This is a genomic window from Streptomyces sp. NPDC088745 (assembly GCF_044751045.1).
Taxonomy (GTDB): domain Bacteria; phylum Actinomycetota; class Actinomycetes; order Streptomycetales; family Streptomycetaceae; genus Streptomyces; species Streptomyces cremeus.
This window is the reverse complement of sequence record NZ_JBIVLB010000008.1, coordinates 76,343-93,585: the sequence shown is the minus strand read 5'-3', so window position 1 is coordinate 93,585 and position 17,243 is coordinate 76,343. Positions and strand designations below refer to the sequence as shown.

11 protein-coding genes and 1 tRNA gene are annotated in these 17,243 nt (G+C 73.5%); 3 read left to right on the top strand and 9 right to left on the bottom strand.

Annotated features, from left to right (window positions below):
* Positions 1–135: 135 nt before the first annotated feature.
* Together ACIP93_RS21890 and ACIP93_RS21885 are read left to right on the top strand one after the other, a co-directional pair.
* Entirely contained in the window at positions 136–351 is a 216-nt protein-coding gene (locus tag ACIP93_RS21890) for a hypothetical protein (RefSeq protein ID WP_401761118.1), read from the top strand.
* On the top strand, positions 348–1,835 hold the full coding sequence (locus ACIP93_RS21885; protein WP_401761116.1) for an MFS transporter: 1,488 nt from the start codon (positions 348–350) through the stop codon (positions 1,833–1,835). Before ACIP93_RS21890 ends, ACIP93_RS21885 begins: the two co-directional genes overlap by 4 nt.
* Here ACIP93_RS21885 and ACIP93_RS21880 read toward each other — a convergent pair.
* The 4 genes from ACIP93_RS21880 to ACIP93_RS21865 form a co-directional block, all read right to left on the bottom strand.
* On the bottom strand, positions 1,786–2,595 hold the full coding sequence (locus ACIP93_RS21880) for a hypothetical protein (protein ID WP_401761115.1): 810 nt from the start codon (positions 2,593–2,595) through the stop codon (positions 1,786–1,788). The genes ACIP93_RS21885 and ACIP93_RS21880 overlap by 50 nt on opposite strands.
* Positions 2,596–2,705: 110 nt before the next feature.
* Positions 2,706–3,347: a helix-turn-helix domain-containing protein gene (locus ACIP93_RS21875; protein ID WP_345222502.1), complete on the bottom strand. Its 642-nt coding sequence runs from the start codon at positions 3,345–3,347 to the stop codon at positions 2,706–2,708.
* An 829-nt stretch (positions 3,348–4,176) separates the two neighbouring features.
* Positions 4,177–5,958: a DEAD/DEAH box helicase gene (locus ACIP93_RS21870; RefSeq protein ID WP_345222500.1), complete on the bottom strand. Its 1,782-nt coding sequence runs from the start codon at positions 5,956–5,958 to the stop codon at positions 4,177–4,179.
* A 499-nt stretch (positions 5,959–6,457) separates the two neighbouring features.
* Entirely contained in the window at positions 6,458–8,056 is a 1,599-nt protein-coding gene (locus tag ACIP93_RS21865; protein ID WP_401761395.1) for an MFS transporter, read from the bottom strand.
* Between the two features lie 452 nt (positions 8,057–8,508).
* Here ACIP93_RS21865 and ACIP93_RS21860 point away from each other — a divergent pair.
* A tRNA-Cys gene (locus ACIP93_RS21860) sits at positions 8,509–8,580 on the top strand.
* Between the two features lie 105 nt (positions 8,581–8,685).
* On the opposite strand, the gene ACIP93_RS21855 is transcribed toward ACIP93_RS21860, so the two are convergent.
* The 5 genes from ACIP93_RS21855 to ACIP93_RS21835 form a co-directional block, all read right to left on the bottom strand.
* Complete coding sequence (locus ACIP93_RS21855) at positions 8,686–10,044, bottom strand: beta-propeller fold lactonase family protein (protein ID WP_401761113.1); 1,359 nt, start codon at positions 10,042–10,044, stop codon at positions 8,686–8,688.
* 301 nt (positions 10,045–10,345) lie between these two features.
* On the bottom strand, positions 10,346–10,939 hold the full coding sequence (locus tag ACIP93_RS21850) for an AAA family ATPase (protein WP_401761112.1): 594 nt from the start codon (positions 10,937–10,939) through the stop codon (positions 10,346–10,348).
* A gap of 276 nt (positions 10,940–11,215) precedes the next feature.
* Entirely contained in the window at positions 11,216–13,519 is a 2,304-nt protein-coding gene (locus ACIP93_RS21845) for a xanthine dehydrogenase family protein molybdopterin-binding subunit (protein WP_401761110.1), read from the bottom strand.
* Positions 13,516–15,936: a 2Fe-2S iron-sulfur cluster-binding protein gene (locus tag ACIP93_RS21840; RefSeq protein ID WP_401761109.1), complete on the bottom strand. Its 2,421-nt coding sequence runs from the start codon at positions 15,934–15,936 to the stop codon at positions 13,516–13,518. Before ACIP93_RS21840 ends, ACIP93_RS21845 begins: the two co-directional genes overlap by 4 nt.
* Positions 15,933–16,826, bottom strand: a complete 894-nt coding sequence (locus ACIP93_RS21835) for an FAD binding domain-containing protein (RefSeq protein WP_345222487.1) — start codon at positions 16,824–16,826, stop codon at positions 15,933–15,935. The genes ACIP93_RS21840 and ACIP93_RS21835 overlap by 4 nt, the downstream gene beginning before the upstream one ends.
* Between the last annotated feature and the right edge of the window lie 417 nt (positions 16,827–17,243).

Sequence of the window (17,243 nt, the reverse complement as noted above, 5' to 3'; positions counted from 1 at the left end):
CACCACACCTTCCGTACTCGCCACCGGTCGCTTCGGCATGCCCGCCGCCACCGGCCGACCCGGCGCGCCCTCATGACCCGCACAGCACGGCCTCCCCCTCCCCCGGCACCACCACGACCGAGAGGAAGCACCGCCATGCACCCCGACACCTTCCACCGCCTGCACCACGCCCGTTCCGCCGACCTCCGGCGCGAGGCCGGCACCCACCGCCGGGCCGCCGAGGCCCAGCACCCCGGCCTCCCGGGCCACCGCGATGTGCGCACCCAACTGGGTTGGGCACTGGTCGAGTTGGGGCTGCGTCTCGTCCGTACCGCCGACGACGCCCGGCTCCGTACGGCCCGCGTCTCGTGAGCGCTCCCCCGAGCGCGAGCGACGGGCCCGACCGGCGGCCCCTCGGCGCCCTCCTCGCCGCGCACACCGTCTCCACCGCCGGCAACTCGCTGACCCTGATCGGCGTGCCCTGGTTCGTGCTCCAGACCACCGGCAGCGCGGGCCGGGCCGGCGTGGTGGCGTTCTGCGCGACGCTGCCGGTGGTGGTGGCCGCGCTGGTGGGCGGGCCGCTGATCGACCGGTTCGGACGGCGGCGCACCAGCGTCGTCACGGATCTGATCTGCGGCCTCACGGTCTCCGCGATCCCCGTGCTGCACTACGCGGGGGTGCTGGAGTTCTGGATGCTGTGCGCCCTGATGGCGCTCGGCGGGCTGGTCGCGACGCCCGGGATGACCTCGCGTTCCGTCCTCGTTCCCGACCTCGCCGAACACGCCGGGACGAGCCTGGCGCGGGCCGCCTCCCTCTTCGAGGCCGCGTCGAGCGGAGCCCGGACGGCCGGTGCCTCACTGGCCGGGGTGCTGATCGCGGTGCTCGGCGCGGAGGCCGTTCTGCTGCTGGACGGGGCGACGTTCGCCGTCTCGGCGGCGCTGGTCGCGGCCGGAGTGCGCGGGGTGCGGGCGGCGGAGCCGATGCGGTCGACGGCCCGGCCCTCCTTCCGTACGTACCGCCGCAACCTGCGGGAGGGGTACGCGTACGTGGCCTCCGGCGGGCTGCTGACGGCCGTCGTCCTGATGGTGATGCTCACCAACGGGCTGAACCAGTCCTGGAGTTCGGTCCTCTTCCCCGTGCACGCCCGGGAGAACCTGGGCGGGGCCGCTCAACTCGGCCTGCTGAGCGCCCTGTTCGGCGGCGCCGCGCTGCTGGGGGCCTTGTCGTACGGGGCGGTGGGGCACCGCTTCTCGCGGCGGGCGGTCTTCACGGCGGCGTTCGTCGTGGGCGAGGTGCCGCGCTTCCTGGTCGCCGCGCTGACGGACGGCACGCTGCCGCTGGCGGTCACCCTGGCGCTCGGCGGGCTGCTGGTCGGCACGCTCAACCCGATCCTGTCCACGGTCATCTTCGAGCGCGTACCCCTGGAACTGCGCACTCGCGTCTCGGGCATCATCATGGCGGGCTGCCAGCTGACGATCCCGCTGGGCGGCCTGACGGCGGGCTTCCTGGTCGAGGGCGCGGGCCTGAGGACGGCGCTGCTGCTGGTCGGCGGGCTCTACTTCCTGGCGACGCTGAGCCCACTGGTCTTCCCGTCCTGGCGCACCATGGACGACACACCGACCCCGGAGGGGCCGGCGGGGGCGAGTCCGGGGACGGACCTGACGAGAACGGCGGAGGCAAGTCCGGGGGCGGGTCTGACGAATACGGCGGGGGTGAGTCCGGCGGCGGGTCTGACGAGTACGGCGGAAGCAAGTCCGGGGGCGGGCCCGACGGGAACGGCGAAGGCAGGCCCGGCGACGGCTCCGGTCAGCAGCTCGGCACCTTCCGCGCCCCGTCCTTCTTCGCCAGCTCCCTGAGCGAGGACACCGCGTCGTCAAGGGTGCTCACGGGCACCAGGCGCATGCCGTCCGGCAGGTCGGACGCCGCCTGCTCGCACTCCGCCTTCGGTACGAGGAAGACCGTCGCGCCGTCCGCCTTCGCGCCCTTGATCTTCAGCGGTACGCCCCCGACCTGGCCGACCGTGCCGTCGGCCTCGATGGTCCCCGTACCGGCGACGTCGAGGCCGCCGGTGAGGTCGCCGCCCGCACCGTTTCCGTCGATCTTGTCGATGATGCCGAGGGTGAACAGGAGCCCCGCGCTGGGTCCGCCGATGTCGGCGAGGTTGAGGGTGATCTTGGCGCCCCTCCCCTTGTCCCCGAGGTAGCCGAGGGCGGCGGAGACGGCGCTGTTCTGCGACTTCACCATCTCGCCCTGGTTGTACTCGGAGATCTCCTTGTCGTCACCGCCGACCGGGTAGACCACGCTGTGCGGCATGACCGCCCGGTCGTCCCGGAACCAGGCGTCGGCCAGGTCGCCGAAGCGGTGGTCGATGGAGGGGCCGGTCGCCACGATGGTCGTCATCCGCAGCTTTCCTTCGGTCTCCCGGGCCGGCACCCCGGTCACGTTGATGACCGGGCGGCCCTTGCTGTCCTTGCCCAGGACATCGGTGGCCGACCCGGGCTGGGCCACCGCGAACGGCAGCGGTGCCAGGGCCGCCACCCCCAGCAGCGCGACGACGGGCAGGGCGCAGAGGGCGAGACGGCTGTTGCGGGAGAGCCGAGAGAGAAGAGGGAGCACGCCCTTAATCTATCGGCCGCCCCGCACGCCCCTCCCCTGCCGGGCCGTCTCCTACGGGGCCCGTCTCCTGCCGGCCCACCTCCTACGGGGCCCGCCCCCAGCCGGGCCCCCTACCTGAGCGCGTCGGCGACCTCGCGGGCCGCGTCGACCACCCGGGGCCCCACGCGCTCGGGCACCGAATCGGAGAGCATGACGACCCCGACGCTTCCCTCCACCCCGGTGACGCCCATCAGCGGTGCGGCGGCCCCGCTCGCCCCGGCCTCCAGCTCGCCGTGGGTCAGGGTGTAGCCGGGCTCGGTCAGGACGCTCTGGCGGGCGGCCAGGATCGCCCGCCCCGCCGCCCCCCGGTCGAGCGGGTGGCGGAAGCCCGCCCGGTAGGCCACGTGGTAGTCCGTCCACGTCGGCTCGACCACGGCGACGGCGAGGGCCTCCGCGCCGTCGACGAGGGTGAGGTGGGCGGTGGCCCCTATGTCCTCGGCGAGGGACCTCAGCGCGGGCAGCGCGGCCTCCCGCACCAGGGGGTGCACCTGCCGTCCCAGTCGCAGCACCCCGAGGCCCACCCGGGCACGACCGCCCAGGTCACGGCGTACGAGGGCGTGCTGTTCCAGGGTGGCGAGCAGCCGGTAGACCACGGTGCGGTTGACACCGAGTTTGTTGGACAACTCGGTGACCGTCAGACCGTGGTCCGTGTCGGCGAGCAGCTTGAGGACCCGTAGTCCTCTGTCGAGCGTCTGGGAAGTCTCCGCGGTCACGACGCCCACTCCTCCGTGGTGAGTGCGGGCGGTCCTCCTGCGCATCGAGCTCGTCACCGGTTCCGTCGGCAACGCGCGCAGAGGCCGCCGGCAGGCCCTGGCACCGGCTGCGCTCCGAGGCGGCGCTGCCACGGGGCGTTATGCGTTGCCGGAAAGGTAGCGATCCACTCCGCTCAGCGGAAGACCTCGTCCAGAATCCGGGCGCGGAAAGGGAGTTGCCCCCTCCGGACCTCCGGCCCCGAACCGCCGAAACCCACCGCAATCCCCCACCCGGGGCCCTCCGAGGGCCGGTGCGGACCCACTCGGGACACTCCAAGGCCCCTTCGGGAACCCGCCGAGATCCGTCCGCGATCCACCGGAGAGCAGCGGAGAGCACCGGAGGAACGGCTCGGGTCCAAAGTCATGGACGGGTAGGACTTTCGGGCATATACCCGGGCTGACCAGCGCAATAGTGTGACGAACACGCCGAGGGCCGACCGTGGGGGCCGCCCCTCGGGCGTGACCCCGTCCTGCGGGACGGCAGGGCGGGATCCGGAACGCGCACAGTTCCGGATCCCGCCCGCAGTCCTCCCGGAGAACCCGCTCTGCGCCGTTGCCCGCAGTCCTTCCGGGGAACCCGCCCTGCACCGTTCCCCGGAAGCCTGCTCGGAGCCGTTCCCAGCGTCCCGCCCTCGACCATTCCCGGGGGCCCGTCCCCGACCATTCCCGGGGACCCGTCCTCGACCATTCCCGGGGACCCGTCCTCGACCGTTCCCGGGAGCCCGCCCGCAGTCGCTCCCGAGGTCTCGCCCTCTTCCCTGTCTCCCTTGTACTTGTGCGGGTGCGGGTCTCACCGCATCCGGGTGGCCCACTCCTGGACCTTCTTGATCCGCTCCTTGAGCTGTCCGGCCGTCGCCTCCGCGCTCGGCGGGCCGCCGCAGACCCGGCGCAGCTCGGTGTGGATGACACCGTGCGGCTTGCCGCTCTGATGGACGTACGCCCCGACCATCGTGTTCAGCGACTTGCGCAGCTCCAGCAGCTGCTTGTGGGTGACGACCGGCCTGGCCTCGGCGGCCTTCTCCAGCAGGTCGGCCTCGGCGGCGGGCTTCTGCCGGCTGTGCGCGATCTGCCGGGTCTGCCGCTTCTGGAGCAGCAGCTGCACCTGGTCCGGCTCCAGCAGGCCGGGAATCCCGAGGTAGTCCTGCTCCTCCTCGCTCCCCGGGTGCGCCTGCATCCCGAACTCGGCCCCGTCGTACAGCACCCGGTCGAAGACCGCGTCCGACTCCAGCGCCTCGAACGGCAACTGGTCCTCGGTCTCCTCGTCCTCCAGCCGCTCCGCGTCGGCGAGGAGCTTGTCCTCCTCCGAGAAGGGGTTCTCCTCCTCGCTGCCGCTCTTGGGCTTGTCGAGGACGTGGTCGCGCTCGACCTCCATCTCGTTCGCGAAGTCGAGCAGCATGGGGATCGTCGGCACGAACACCGACGCCGTCTCGCCGCGTCGTCTCGACCGCACGAAACGCCCGACGGCCTGCGCGAAGAACAGCGGTGTGGAAATGGTCGTCGCGTACACCCCGACCGCGAGGCGCGGCACGTCGACGCCCTCCGACACCATGCGCACCGCGACCATCCAGCGGGACTCGTCCGCGCTGAACTGGTCGATCTTCTTCGACGCCGCCTTCTCGTCGGAGAGGACCACGGTGGGCTTCTCGCCGGTGACCCTCTTCAGGATCTTGGCGTACTCGCGGGCCGAGTCCTGGTCGGTGGCGATCACCAGTCCGCCGGCGTCCGGGATGCCCTTCCTGACCTCGGTCAGGCGCTTGTCGGCGGCGGCCAGGACGTTCGGGATCCACTCGCCGGTCGGCGCGAGGGCCGTCCGCCAGGCCTGCCCGATGGCGTCCTTGGTCATCGGCTCGCCGAGCCGCGCAGCGATCTCGTCGCCCGCCTTGGTGCGCCACCGCATGTTGCCGCTGTAGCTGAGGAAGATCACGGGCCGCACGACGCCGTCGGCCAGCGCGTTGCCGTAGCCGTAGGTGTAGTCGGCCGAGGACCTCCTGATTCCGTCGTTCCCCTCCTCGTACTGGACGAAGGGGATCGGGTTGGTGTCCGACCGGAAGGGGGTGCCGGTCAGCGCCAGCCTGCGCGTCGCGGGGTCGAAGGCCTCCTGGCACGCCTCGCCCCACGACTTGGAGTCGCCGGCGTGGTGGATCTCGTCGAGGATCACCAGCGTCTTGCGCTGCTCGCACCGGTTGCGGTGCAGCATCGGGCGTACGCCGACGCCGGCGTACGTCACCGCGACGCCCTGGTACTCCTTGCTGAGCGGTCCCGCGCTGTACTCGGGATCCAGCTTGATCCCTACCCGGGCGGCGGCCTCCGCCCACTGCTTCTTCAGGTGCTCGGTCGGGGCGACCACCGTGACCTGCTGCACCACGTGGTGGTGCAGCAGCCACGAGGCGAGCGTCAGCGCGAAGGTCGTCTTGCCGGCGCCGGGCGTCGCCACCGCGAGGAAGTCGCGCGGCTGGTCCTGGATGTACTTCTCCAGCGCCCCCTGCTGCCAGGCTCGCAGCTTGTTGGCGGTGCCCCAGGGAGCACGGCCGGGAAAGGCGGGTGAGAGGTGGTGGGAGGTGGTAGTAGTCACGGTCTCCGGTCGCAGCGTCGGGTACGTGGCGGTTGCCGCGGAGAACCGGCCGGATGACTTCCGGGGCCCGTACGACAACCGGGCCACCTTACCGGCGCTCCACCCGCAACGTGCGGCGAGCACGTCCGGGCGGCCTCTGTGGGACCCAGCTCACAACCCAGCCCGACAGGTAGGACCGGTCCCACTGCCGACCTGCCGGCTGGCCGGCCCAGCCCGGCCAGCCGGAACCCGCCGCCGATCTCCGCCCCGACCAGCCCGGCCCGGGCCCGCCACCGGCCCGTCCCGGGGCCGCCGCCGACCTGCGGACCTGCCAGCCCTGCCCGGGACCCGCCACTGCCCCTCCCGGCCCACTCCGGAGCCGCCCCCGACCCCTACACCCGCCGGTCCGGGCGAGCCGGTGTCATGCCGCCAGAATGTTCGGGTCGGTGTCGCGCCGCCAAGACATCCGGGCTGAGCCGAGAACGTCCTGGCAGGGGATACGCCGCAGGCCCGCCGGGCCCTACGCGGCGTCCCGTTCGCGCAGCCGCGTCGCCACCCAGGCCCCCACCAGCGCCACGCACGCCATCGGCAGGAACACCGCGGCGAACGCCGTCGGGTGGGAGCCCCCGGCCGCGCCCACGACCGTGGAGTGCGCCGCGACCGAACCACCGCCGAGGCCGGCGAAGACCGCACCGCCGACCGCCAGCAGCATCACGTTGGACAGGCCGTCGGAGATCTGGAGGGCGGCCGAGTTGCTGCCCGCCTCCTCGGGGGCGGAGAGCTTCAGCAACAGGACGCTGGTCGAGGCGATGACCATGCCCATCCCGAAGCACCCGAAGCCCCACGCGACCCCGACGACCCATACCGGGACCCCCGGAAGGAGAACCGTCGGCACGGCCGCGATGGCCGCCGCGACCAGCACCATGCCCAACGAGACCAGACGCTCCCGGTAGGGCTCCATGCGCGGCCGCGACTGGACGAACGATCCGAAGGCCCAGGTCGCCCCGCCCACCGCCAGGGACAACCCCGCCATCGTCGGCGACAGCCCCCGCTCGGTCACCAGCATCAGCGGCACGAACGACTCCGCCGCGATGAACGAGCCGGCAGCGACCCCGCGCAGCAGCACCACCGACGGCAGCCCGCGCGCCGCCCGATAGGTGCCCCTGGGCAGCAGCCCGAGGACCGCTGGCACCAGCAGCGCGGCTCCCGCCGCACCGGGCAGCAGCGACAGCCACTGCAGGTCCTGGCCCGCGTACTGGAGCAGTCCGGCACCCGTCGAGATACCCAGCGCCAACCGGATCTGCTTGCGGTCGAAGGGCGGCACCGGCGCCTCGGGGTCGGCGGGCCCGGCGGCCATCCGCCGGATCGCCGGCAGGGCGAGCGCCAGCGGGAACACCACCAGGGCCGGAATGCCGACGAACACCCAGCGCCAGCCGAGGTTCTCCGTGATCGCCCCGGAGGCGAGCGGCCCGACGACCGAGGGGATCACCCAGCTCGCGGCGAACGCGGCCAGGATCGCGGGTCGCAGCCGCTCCGGATAAGCACGGCTGATCACCACGTACAGGGCGACGATCACCAGTCCGCCGCCGAGCCCCTGGACGGCCCGCCCCAGAATGAACAGCAGCATGGACTGCGCCGTGCCGGACAGCAGCAGCCCTGCGGCGAACGCCACGATGCCCGTGGTCAGGGGTGCGAGAGGGCCCCGCCGGTCGGCCCACTGACCGGACAGCACCATCGCGAAGAGGCTGGTGGTGAAGTACGCCGAGAACGCGAAGGCATAGAGCGGAATGCCGTGCAGCTCACGCGCCGCGACCGGCATCGCCGTACCGACGGCCGTCGCCTCGAAGGCGATGAGCAGGACGACCGACACGATGCCGATGCTCAGCGCCCGGTGCGTCTTGCCCAGCACCCCCTCAGGCACGGACGGCGAGGCCGGCGCGCTCGCCCCGGCCGAACCGGCAGAACCTGCCGAGCCATCCGAACCTGCCGAGCCGGCCGTCCCGGCTGACCCGTTCGGCCCGGCCCGCCCGATCGGCCCGACCCCAACGCCCTCGGCAGGCGAGCCCCCCGGCATCGCCCCGGCGGCGTCTCCCGGCTCCTGGGACGCCTCGGCCGCCATCGCGGGAGTGCCAAGCCCGTCGGTGCGTGCCCCGGCGGCTGTCGCTTTGGATGTCGTCGGCGTGCCGGAAGGCGATTCGTAGGGGGTGTCAGAAGTGTCGGTCGGTGCGACATCGGCGTCGCGGGGCCCCAGCACGGTCATGGCCTCAGGGTAAGGGCCAATCCCGGCATGGACCCCTGTCCCCAGGAGGTAACCGGGGTCCGCCCTTGGTCGTAGGACCGGCCGCCCTCCGGCGGGGCGGAGCACAGCTGACCCCATGGCCGACCCGACCGCCGCCGCCCGGCGATGCGTACAGCGCTCTGTGAACGGGATGTGGCAGTCGTATTGCACACTGCCGACGCCCCTTGAGGGGGCTTCCCTTTCCGTTCTACCGTTCTGGAGTTGCCAAGGAACACGCTCTCCGGGGAGCAGTCGGCGCCACGTCGATTCCTCCGTGAGCCTGTTCCGCACACGGCCGTGTGCCCGAGTGGCTCAGGGGCTCGCCTGCAAAGCGAGTTACGTCGGTTCGATTCCGATCACGGCCTCTTGTCCGCACCTCCATCACTGACTTTCCCGCGCAGGATCTCCGCGTACGAAAAAGACTAGACGCCGCCACTGACAATCGACCGCGAGCACCCCAAATCCCCTGCTCAGAGCGGCAGCACACAGACCGGAACAGGTGATTCCAAAGCCGCGCCGGCAGAGCTCAGACGCCCCGTCTCCCGGTCCACGCGAAAAGTCGTCACCTTTCCCGACTTCTGGTTGGACGCGAACAGCAGCCGACCCGTCGGGTCGAGGACGATGTGCCTCGGGTACGAACCGCCGGAAGGCGTCAGGGAAAGGGGGCGCAGCTCGGCCCCGCCTCGCCGGACCGCGAATGCGGCGATGCTGTCGTGGCCCCGGTTGGACACGTACACGAAGCGCCCGTCCGCCGAAATGATCACTCCGGCTGGGTAATTGCGCTCGTTGAGCACTGTTCCGCGCGGGAGGGTCGGCTGTCGTTTTCCGGGGGTGAGCGTTCCGGTTCGTGGTTCGTACGCGCACACCACGAGAGTGCTGTCGAGCTCGTTGACGAGGTAGACGTACCTCCCCGACGGATGAAAGACCAGGTGACGCGGTCCAGCACCGGGCCGCAGCGAAGCGCGGCTCATCTCACGGAGCGTCCCCTTCCGGCCGTCGAGCCGGTACGTGTGCACGGTGTCCGTGCCGAGATCGACGGCCAGGACGTACCGGCCCGCCGGGTCGGTGACGACCTGATGCGCGTGGGGACCTTCCTGCCGTTCCGGGTCGGGTCCGGAGCCTTCGTGCCGCACGACATCGCTGACCGCCCCTGGCGCCCCGTCGCGTCCGAGGGGGTGCACGGAGACGCTGCCGCTCGTGTAGTGGGCGCTCAGCAGGAACCTTCCGTGCACCGACAGGTGGCACGGGTCCGCTCCGCCCGCCGGCCTGGATCCGAGCAACTCGGTCGGGCGGCCGGGACCGACACGGACGGCGGTGACGGCTCCTTCCGTCTGCTCATTGACGGCGTACAACGTGCGCCGGTCCGGCGAAAGGGCGAGGTAGGAGGGGTTGGCGATCCCGGGGAGCACGCCCGTCGAGGCCAGCTCGCCCCGGCCGGGCCGGTAGGTGGCCAGGCCGATGCCGGTGCCGCCGCCGGGTTGTGTGGTGTACGTGCCGAGGAACGCGGCCCGCAGCGCGGTGGGGGCGGGGTCGTCGGAGCCGGCGGAGTCGGAGGAACGAGCGGAGTCGGTGGGACGAGCGGAGTCGGAGGAGCGGGGGGAACCTGCGGGACCTGCGGAACTGACGAAACCGGCGGTGAGACCGGTCGGAGCGGGTGCTTCCGCGTGCGCGGACCCCGGCAGGGCCAGGCTCGCGAGCCCCGCGCCTGCGAGGAAACCCAGCTTCCGTCGGCTCAGAGCCGCTTCTGGGCTCCTCCTGGTACGGACTTCACCCGCCCCGCCCGCCGCGTCCACCCCGTCCACCCCGTCCACCGCATGCTTCTCACCCATGAAGTCCCTCACGCCTCTCCCGTCCCGCCGGCACGTCGTGTCGCGCCCCGCATGGTGGCGTGGACCACTGGGCGGCGGCAAGGGGCCACGCAGGCGGTGCTCCGGAGGGCGGAGAAGAGCGGACGCGTGCCAAAAACGGTGCAGGACCAGGTGCCGAGCCGGTGAGAGGCCGGTTGTCAGACCCGGGTGCAACACTCTTTTCCACGCACGGATGTCGGTGCCGTGGATGTCGGTGCGGAGTCGCTGTGGCGACCAGTTCCTTGTGAACTGCATAGGGAAAACGGGCAGAGCCCCCGAGGCTCTACGCCCCGCTCGACAGCGCCCCGCTCGGCCGCGCCCTGCTCACCCGCGCCTCGTCCAGCCGCGCCAGGATCTCGTCCACCGTGCCCTCGGGGGTCAGCCCCGACGAGTCCAGCCACAGCCCGATCCTCGGGGTGGTCTCCCGCATACCCCGGTCCATGAGCGCCGGGGTCCAGCCCTCGCCGTACCCGGTCTTCGCCCGGCCCTCCTCCCGGGCGGCGAGGGCATCCGCGTCCGGGGCGAGGACAACGACGTACAGCGGCCTGGTGCGCACCAGACCGACGTACCTCTCCAGTTCCTCCCCCAGGACGACGTCCTGCACGACCGCGGTGTACCCCTCCGCCGCGTACGCGTCGGCGGTGCCGACGGAGAGCCGGTAGCGGAGCCGGAGTTGGGCCAGCGCCTCCTGGCCCGCGTCGGGGGTCATCTCGACGCGCCCCGTCACCACCATCCGCCGGAAGACGTCCCCGCGGACGTGGGCGGCGCGGGGCAGCCGTTCGGCGAGCGCCTGGGCGACGGTCGACTTCCCCGCGGCCATCGCACCCGTCACGAGAACGACGGCGGAGTCCAGTTCTGCCATTGTGGAATCGACCATGAAAGGACCGTATCCAGAACTGCCGTACGCGTCTCATGAGTTACGACGCGGCTCGGGCCCGCACGAGGCGGGCCGGGCGCGGGTTGCCGACGGACGGGCCGGAAGCGTGTGACCGGCAGGCGGCCCGGAAGCGTGTGACCGGCAGGCGGCCCGGAAGCGTGTGACCGGCAGGCGGGCCTGGCACAGGGGGCCGACGGGCGGGCCGGAGCGAATACCGGCGGTCAGGCCGGACGCGGGTGACCGGTACCTGGTCCGGTCACCCGCGCGGCTCCACGACTACGGGTTGCTCACGGCCGCCTGGGGCCTGATGGGCAGCCGGTTGACCGGTCGGCCGGTGGCGGCCCGCACCGCCGAGGCGACCGCGGCCGGCGAGGTCACGACGGGCACCGCGCTGGCAGCCTTCGCACCGAACGGTGCGACGACGTCACGCTCCTCGACCAGCTTGACGATCCGGATGTCCGGGGCGTCCAGGGAGGTCGGCAGGGCGTAGTGCGTGAGGTTGGGATGGCGCACCAGACCTCGCGGCGTGCGCAGGTTCTCCGTCAGGGCGGCGCCGACGCCCTGGGTCACCCCGGCCTCGATGCGGGCGGCGAGCTGCGCCGGGTTGAGGACCCGGCCGACGTCCTGGGCCACGGCCATCTCCACGACCCGGATGGAGCCGAGTTCGATGTCGACGTCCACGACGGCGCGCACCGCGCAGAAGGCGAGTCCGACGAAGGCGTCGCCCTGCCCGGTGTCGTCCAGGGGCTCGGTGGGGTGCGGGCGGCACTGGGCGGTGGCCCACAGTTCCTTGCCGTCCAGGGCCTCGGTGACGGTGGTGCTCAGGACGCCGTCGTAGGAGGTGATCTTGCCGTCGGCGATGGAGAGCAGTTCGGTGGACATGCCGAACTTGTGGGCCAGCGGCTGGAGGAGCTGGGTGCGGACCATCTTGGCGGCCCGCTCGACCGCACCGCCGGAGACCCAGGTGTGGCGGCCGTGGGAGGCCGGCCCGGCCGGGGGCTGGTCGGTGTCGACGGAGGCCACGTGCACCTCGTCGATGCCCAGGGTCTCCTGGACGATCTGACGGGCCAGCGTGGTGAAGCCCTGGCCGGTCTCGACGGCGGCGCAGATGACGGTGGCGATGCCGTCATGGACCTTCACGGTGGCGGTGGAGACCTCGTCGGCGCCCTCGGCGCCCAGCATGTGCACCATGCCCAGGGCGTAGCCGACGCCTCTGCGCACCGCGCTGGGTTCGCCCGCGCCCTCCGGGCCGCCGGGCAGCAGCCAGCCCTCCTCCGGGGAGTCCTTGGGGAGGGTGGGCAGCGGGAAGTCCCGTACCGCCCGCAGGAGTTCGGCGACGGGGGCGGGGCAGGTGACGGTCTGCCCGGTGGGCAGCAGGTCGCCGGTGGCCAGGACGTTGCGCATGCGCAGCTCGGCGGGCTCCAGGCCCAGCTTCGCGGCGAGCTTGTCCATCTGCCCCTCGTAGGCGGCGCACACCTGGAGGGCGCCTTCGCCGCGGACGTGGCCGGACGGGGGGTTGTTGGTGCGGACGGCCCAGCCCTCGACGAAGGCATGCGGGACCACATAGGGGCCGCAGGCGAAGGACACGGCGGCGGCCAGGGACTCCGACGAGTCGTCCGCGTACGCGCCCGCGTCCAGCAGGATCTGGGCCTCCACCTTGACCAGGCGGCCCTCCGCGTCCGCGTGGTGGCGGTAGCGCAGCAGGGTCGGGTGGCGGTGGGCGTGGCCGAGGAAGGACTCCTCGCGGGTCGCGGCCAGCTTGACCGGGCAGCCGGTGCGCAGGGCCAGCAGGCCAAGCGGGAGTTGGAAACCCGCGTCCTCGCGGTCGCCGGTGGCGCCGGGCACACCGGTGACGACGATCTTCACGCGTTCGCGGTCCAGGCCGAAGCTGGCGGCGGCCAGGTCGCGGGCGGTGTGCGGGTCGGTGGAGGCGGTGTAGATCTCGACGCCGCCGTCGGGTCGCGGCACGGCGAGCCCGGCCTCGGCACCGACGGGGGCGGGGTCCTGGCGGCCGATCCGGTACAGGCCCTCGACGACGACCTCGCCGGTGACCTCGGGGTCGCCGAAGCTGAGGGGGATGTGCCGGATCAGGTTGCCGTCGGGGTGCAGGGGTTCGGCGGCGAAGGCCTGCTCGGGGTCGGTGACCGGTTCGAGGACCTCGTACTCGACGGCGATCGCGGCGGCGGCCAGCCGGGCGGTGTCGGGATGGTCGGCGGCGACGGCGGCGATCGGCTCGCCGTGGTGGCGGACCAGGTCGTAGGCGAAGACCGGACGGTCGATGACCTTGCGGCCGTAGTGCGGGTCCCCGGGTACGTCGCTGTGGGTGACGACGGCGCGCACGCCGGGCATGGCGGCCGCGGCGGTCGTGTCGACGGAGAGGATCCGGGCGTGCGCGTGCGGCGAGCGCAGGATCGCCGCCCACAGCAGGCCCTCGGCCCACAGGTCGGCCGCGTACGGGAAGGTGCCCTCGGTCTTGGCGCGGGCATCGGCCGCGGGGAGCGAGGCGCCGAGTCCGTGGGCGGGCTGTTCCTGTTGCGTGCCGCCGAGCGCTGCGGTCGCGGTGGCCGCGTCGTTGCTCACGCCATGCCTCCGTCGTGCGGGTGGTGAAGGGTGTGCTGGGCGCTGCCCGCGCCGGGGGGCGCCTGGTGCGGGATGCGGGCCTCGTCGGAGGCGTGACCGGTGGCGGCGGCCTCGGCGGCGGCTTCGCGTTCGGCGACGACGTCGCGTACGGCCTCCAGGACGCCCCGGTAGCCGGAACAGCGGCAGAGGTTGCCGCACAGGGCCTGCCGGGTCTCCAGCTCGGTCGGCGCGTGGTTGCCTTCGAGGAGGTCGTGGACGGTCATCGCCATGCCGGGGATGCAGAAGCCGCACTGGACGGCACCGCAGTTGGCCAGGGCCCGCTGGACGTCGGAGGGTTCGCCGTCGGCGGCCAGCCCCTCGACGGTACGGACCTCGGAGCCGGCGGTGGTGGCGGCCGGCACCAGGCAGGAGGCGACGAGGCGTCCGTCGACCTGGACGGCGCAGGCGCCGCACTCTCCCTGGGAACAGCCGTCCTTCGCACCGGCCAGGCCGAGACGCTCGCGCAGTACGTACAGGAGCGACTCGCCGATCCAGGCGTCGGTGACGGGCCGGTCGGCGCCGTTGACCCGCAGGACGTAGGAGGCGCTGGGGTGTTCGCTGGGCGCGTCGTGGAAGGGCGGGGGCTCGTGCGGGGCGGCGTAGGACGGGGCGAAGGCCGCCTCCGGGGAGGCCACGAGGCCGGAGTCCGGAGCGTGCTCGGTGCCATAACCGGTCTCGGGCTCCGGGGCCGCGGCCGGGGCGTCACCGGACGGAGCCTCGTGAAGGGCTGCGGGGGCCGCCTCCGGGTCGTCGGCCGGAGCGGCCGGCGAGCGCGGGAGGTCCGAAAGGTCTGGGAGGTCCGCCGAATTCGGGGCCGGGGCGGCCTCGGGTGCGAGGGCTCCTTCGGGTGCCAGGGCCGCCTCGGACGCGAGGGCCGCCTCGGGCGCGGCGGCTCCTTCGACATCGTGGGCTGCTGCCTCGGCGGCCGGTTCGGAAGCGGAGGGGGCGGGGTCACCGTCAGCGGGGTCAACGTCGGCGGGGGTGCCGTCGCCGGGGAGTCCGTCCCCCGGAAGTCCTTCCACGGAGAGTTCGTCCGCGGGAAGTCCGTCGCCGGGGGCGCCCCCGAGCTCGGTGGCGGTGTCCTGAGCCTCCGGGGCGGGCTCCGTCGCAGGCGCGTCGGGGGTCTCGGCCGGACCGGGGGCGTCGGCCTCCGCGTCGGGGGCGAAGGCGTCCGGGGCGGGGAGGGGGGTCCCTGCGGCGGGAGTGCCGAACGCGGGCTCCTGGGGGCCGTCGAAGGGGGCCTCCTGGGCCGGATGCGCACCGTCGCCCAGGGGTGCGGCATCGGTGACGCGGGCACCGTCGCCGGGGTGCGCACCGTCGCTCGAGGAGGGTTCGGTCGTACCGGCCGGCTGGACGGGCGGGATCGCCCAGGGCGCCGGGGCGCCGCCGGGGAGGGTCGCGGGGGTGCCGGGCATCTGCCAGGGCGTCGCCGGGGGGACGGGAGCGGCCGTGGGGGCCGGGCCTGCCTGGGCGTGCGGCCCCGCCGGGTGGTCCGAGGGGCCGGCCGGTGCGCCGGGCTCACCGGGCGCGTGCGGTGCAGTCGCGGCCCCGGCTGCGGCTACGGTCTCGGCCTCGGCTTCCGTGGTCGGCGGGACGGCCCCGAACGCCGGGTACTCGCCCGAGTCGTCCCGGGAGTCCTCGCCCGTGAACGGCACGGCCCACTGGCCCGTGGGTGCGCCGGCAGCGGTGCCGACGCCGTCGGTGCCGTCGGTGACGGAGCCGATCCCGTCGTTCGCGGAGCCCCGGCCGGGAGCGGCGGCCCCCGCGGCGGTCGGGGAGGAGGACGGGCCGAGGGTCTCGGTGAAGTTCCACTGACTGGTCGCACCGGCGTCGTGCCCCGCCTCGGGCCAGCCGGAAGCGGCCGGTGCCTGGTGGGGCTGAACCCCAGGAGCCTCCTGCGCGCCGTGAGCCCCATGAGCCTCGTACCCCGGTACGCCGTGGGGCGGCGTGCCGTAGGACTGCGTGCCCCGGTCCTGCGGCCCCTGGTAGGGCAGCGGGTCCTGGTAGGGCGGCGGGTCCTGATGGAGGTGGACGTTCCAGGTCCCGGTCTCCAGGGGGGCCGTGATGTGCGGGGGCACGTAGTCGTGGCCGGGCGCGGCGAGCGGGGTGCCGGTGCGGCCGAGGTCGAAGCCCTCGGGCAGCTGGACGAACGCCGTGGCGTCGGCGTCGTACTCCCCGCTCTGCGGCGTCGGCTGCCAGCCGTGCGAGACCAGGCCCAGTGCCGGGGCGTGCGGCGTCCGGTGGTCGGGCCCGCCGGCGTTCCCCGGCTCCCCCGCCTGCTCGGCGTGCTCCGCCTGTTCGGCGTACCCCGCGCGTTCGGCGTAGCCCGCGTGCTCAGTGTGCTCCGCGCGCTCGGTGTGCTCGGTGTTGTCCGTCACGACAGTGCCCTCCCCAGTGCTCGTCGGGCCAGCGCGGCGACCGTGCGCCGCAGGTGCAGTACGGCGGGGGCCAGCGGTGGCGCCTCCGTCCCGTCGGTCGGCTGGGGCGGGTCGGGGATGCAGGCGGCGGCGACGTACTCGCCGAACGCCTCGCAGGCCTCCGGGGCGAGGCGCCGCTCGCCGTCCCAGTCGATGAGCGAGGCGATCCACGCCTCGGCCTCCAGCGGACGCAGCGGCATCTGCGCGATCGCGCCCACCGCGCAGCGCACGCCGCGCCGGGCCGGGTCCAGGACGAGGGCGACGGAGGCCGTCGCGCGGCCGGGGCCGGTGCGGCCGGTGGCCTTGAAGAAGACCTGCGGGGCGTGCAGCAGGGGCGCGCGGACGAAGGCGATGAGCTCGCCGGGTTCCAGCATCGCGCGCCCGGCCAGCAGGTGCGAGACCGGGACGTCGCGCTGACCGCCGGGACCGGCGACGACCAGGGTCGCCTCCAGGGCGGCCAGGACCGGAAGGGAGTCGCCGGTCGGGGCGGCGGTGACGATGTTGCCGCCGAGGGTTCCGGCGTTGCGGATCTGCGGCGGGCCCGCCGCGCGGGCGGCGGCCGCGAGGGCGGGGATGAGGGCGGCGAAGTCGGGGCGGCCCATCCGGGCGTGCGTGAGACCGGCGCCCAGGAGGGCGTGCCCGTCCTGGTACTGCCAGCCCCGGATCTCGCTGATCCGGCCGAGGCCGACCAGTCCGGAGGGGCGCAGGTGCCCGGAGTTCACGGCGGCCATCAGGTCGGTGCCGCCCGCGACGGGCACGGCGGCGGGCATGGCGGTGAGAGCCGCCACCGCCTCGTCGAGCGAGGCAGGCAGCGTCACCGAGTGTGCCGCCTGCGGTGCGTGCGTGGTCAACCCAGCTGCCCCTTCCCGGTCTCCCGCCTTGTTGCGCCGTACGGTACGTGCTCCCGGCCCGGAGGTGGCAACTCTGGCACATCTTCGAATCGGTCCGACGCGAGGGTCCGCCCGAGGACTTCCCGCCCGGTGCGCAGGCACGCCGCCCCTTTGACCCGCTCCTCCCGCCCGGGCCGGATTGACCGGAACGGGGTGTTTTGGATCGTTCGGGCCGCACCGCAGCCTTCACGGCTGTTGTTCAACATTGCACTGTTCAGGGCGTGGTTCGGGCCGGCGTTCGGGGTGCTGTTCGAGGTGCCGTCGCACGGCCGGCCGGGCCGGGCCCCGGCACGGGTCGCGGCGTGGCGGAACGCGGGGACGGGGGCACGGCGAAGGCCCCGGGACGGTCGCGGGGAACGGTCCCGGGGCCGGGCGCGC

Bases quoted from the DNA above. Each gene is read 5' to 3' on its own strand.
- ACIP93_RS21890 (WP_401761118.1), top strand. From the start codon at position 136: ATGCACCCCGACACCTTCCACCGCCTGCACCACGCCCGTTCCGCCGAC.
- ACIP93_RS21865 (WP_401761395.1), bottom strand. From the start codon at position 8,056: ATGGCGGCCGAGGCGTCCCAGGAGCCGGGAGACGCCGCCGGGGCGATG.
- ACIP93_RS21855 (WP_401761113.1), bottom strand. From the start codon at position 10,044: ATGGGTGAGAAGCATGCGGTGGACGGGGTGGACGGGGTGGACGCGGCG.
- ACIP93_RS21850 (WP_401761112.1), bottom strand. From the start codon at position 10,939: ATGGTCGATTCCACAATGGCAGAACTGGACTCCGCCGTCGTTCTCGTG.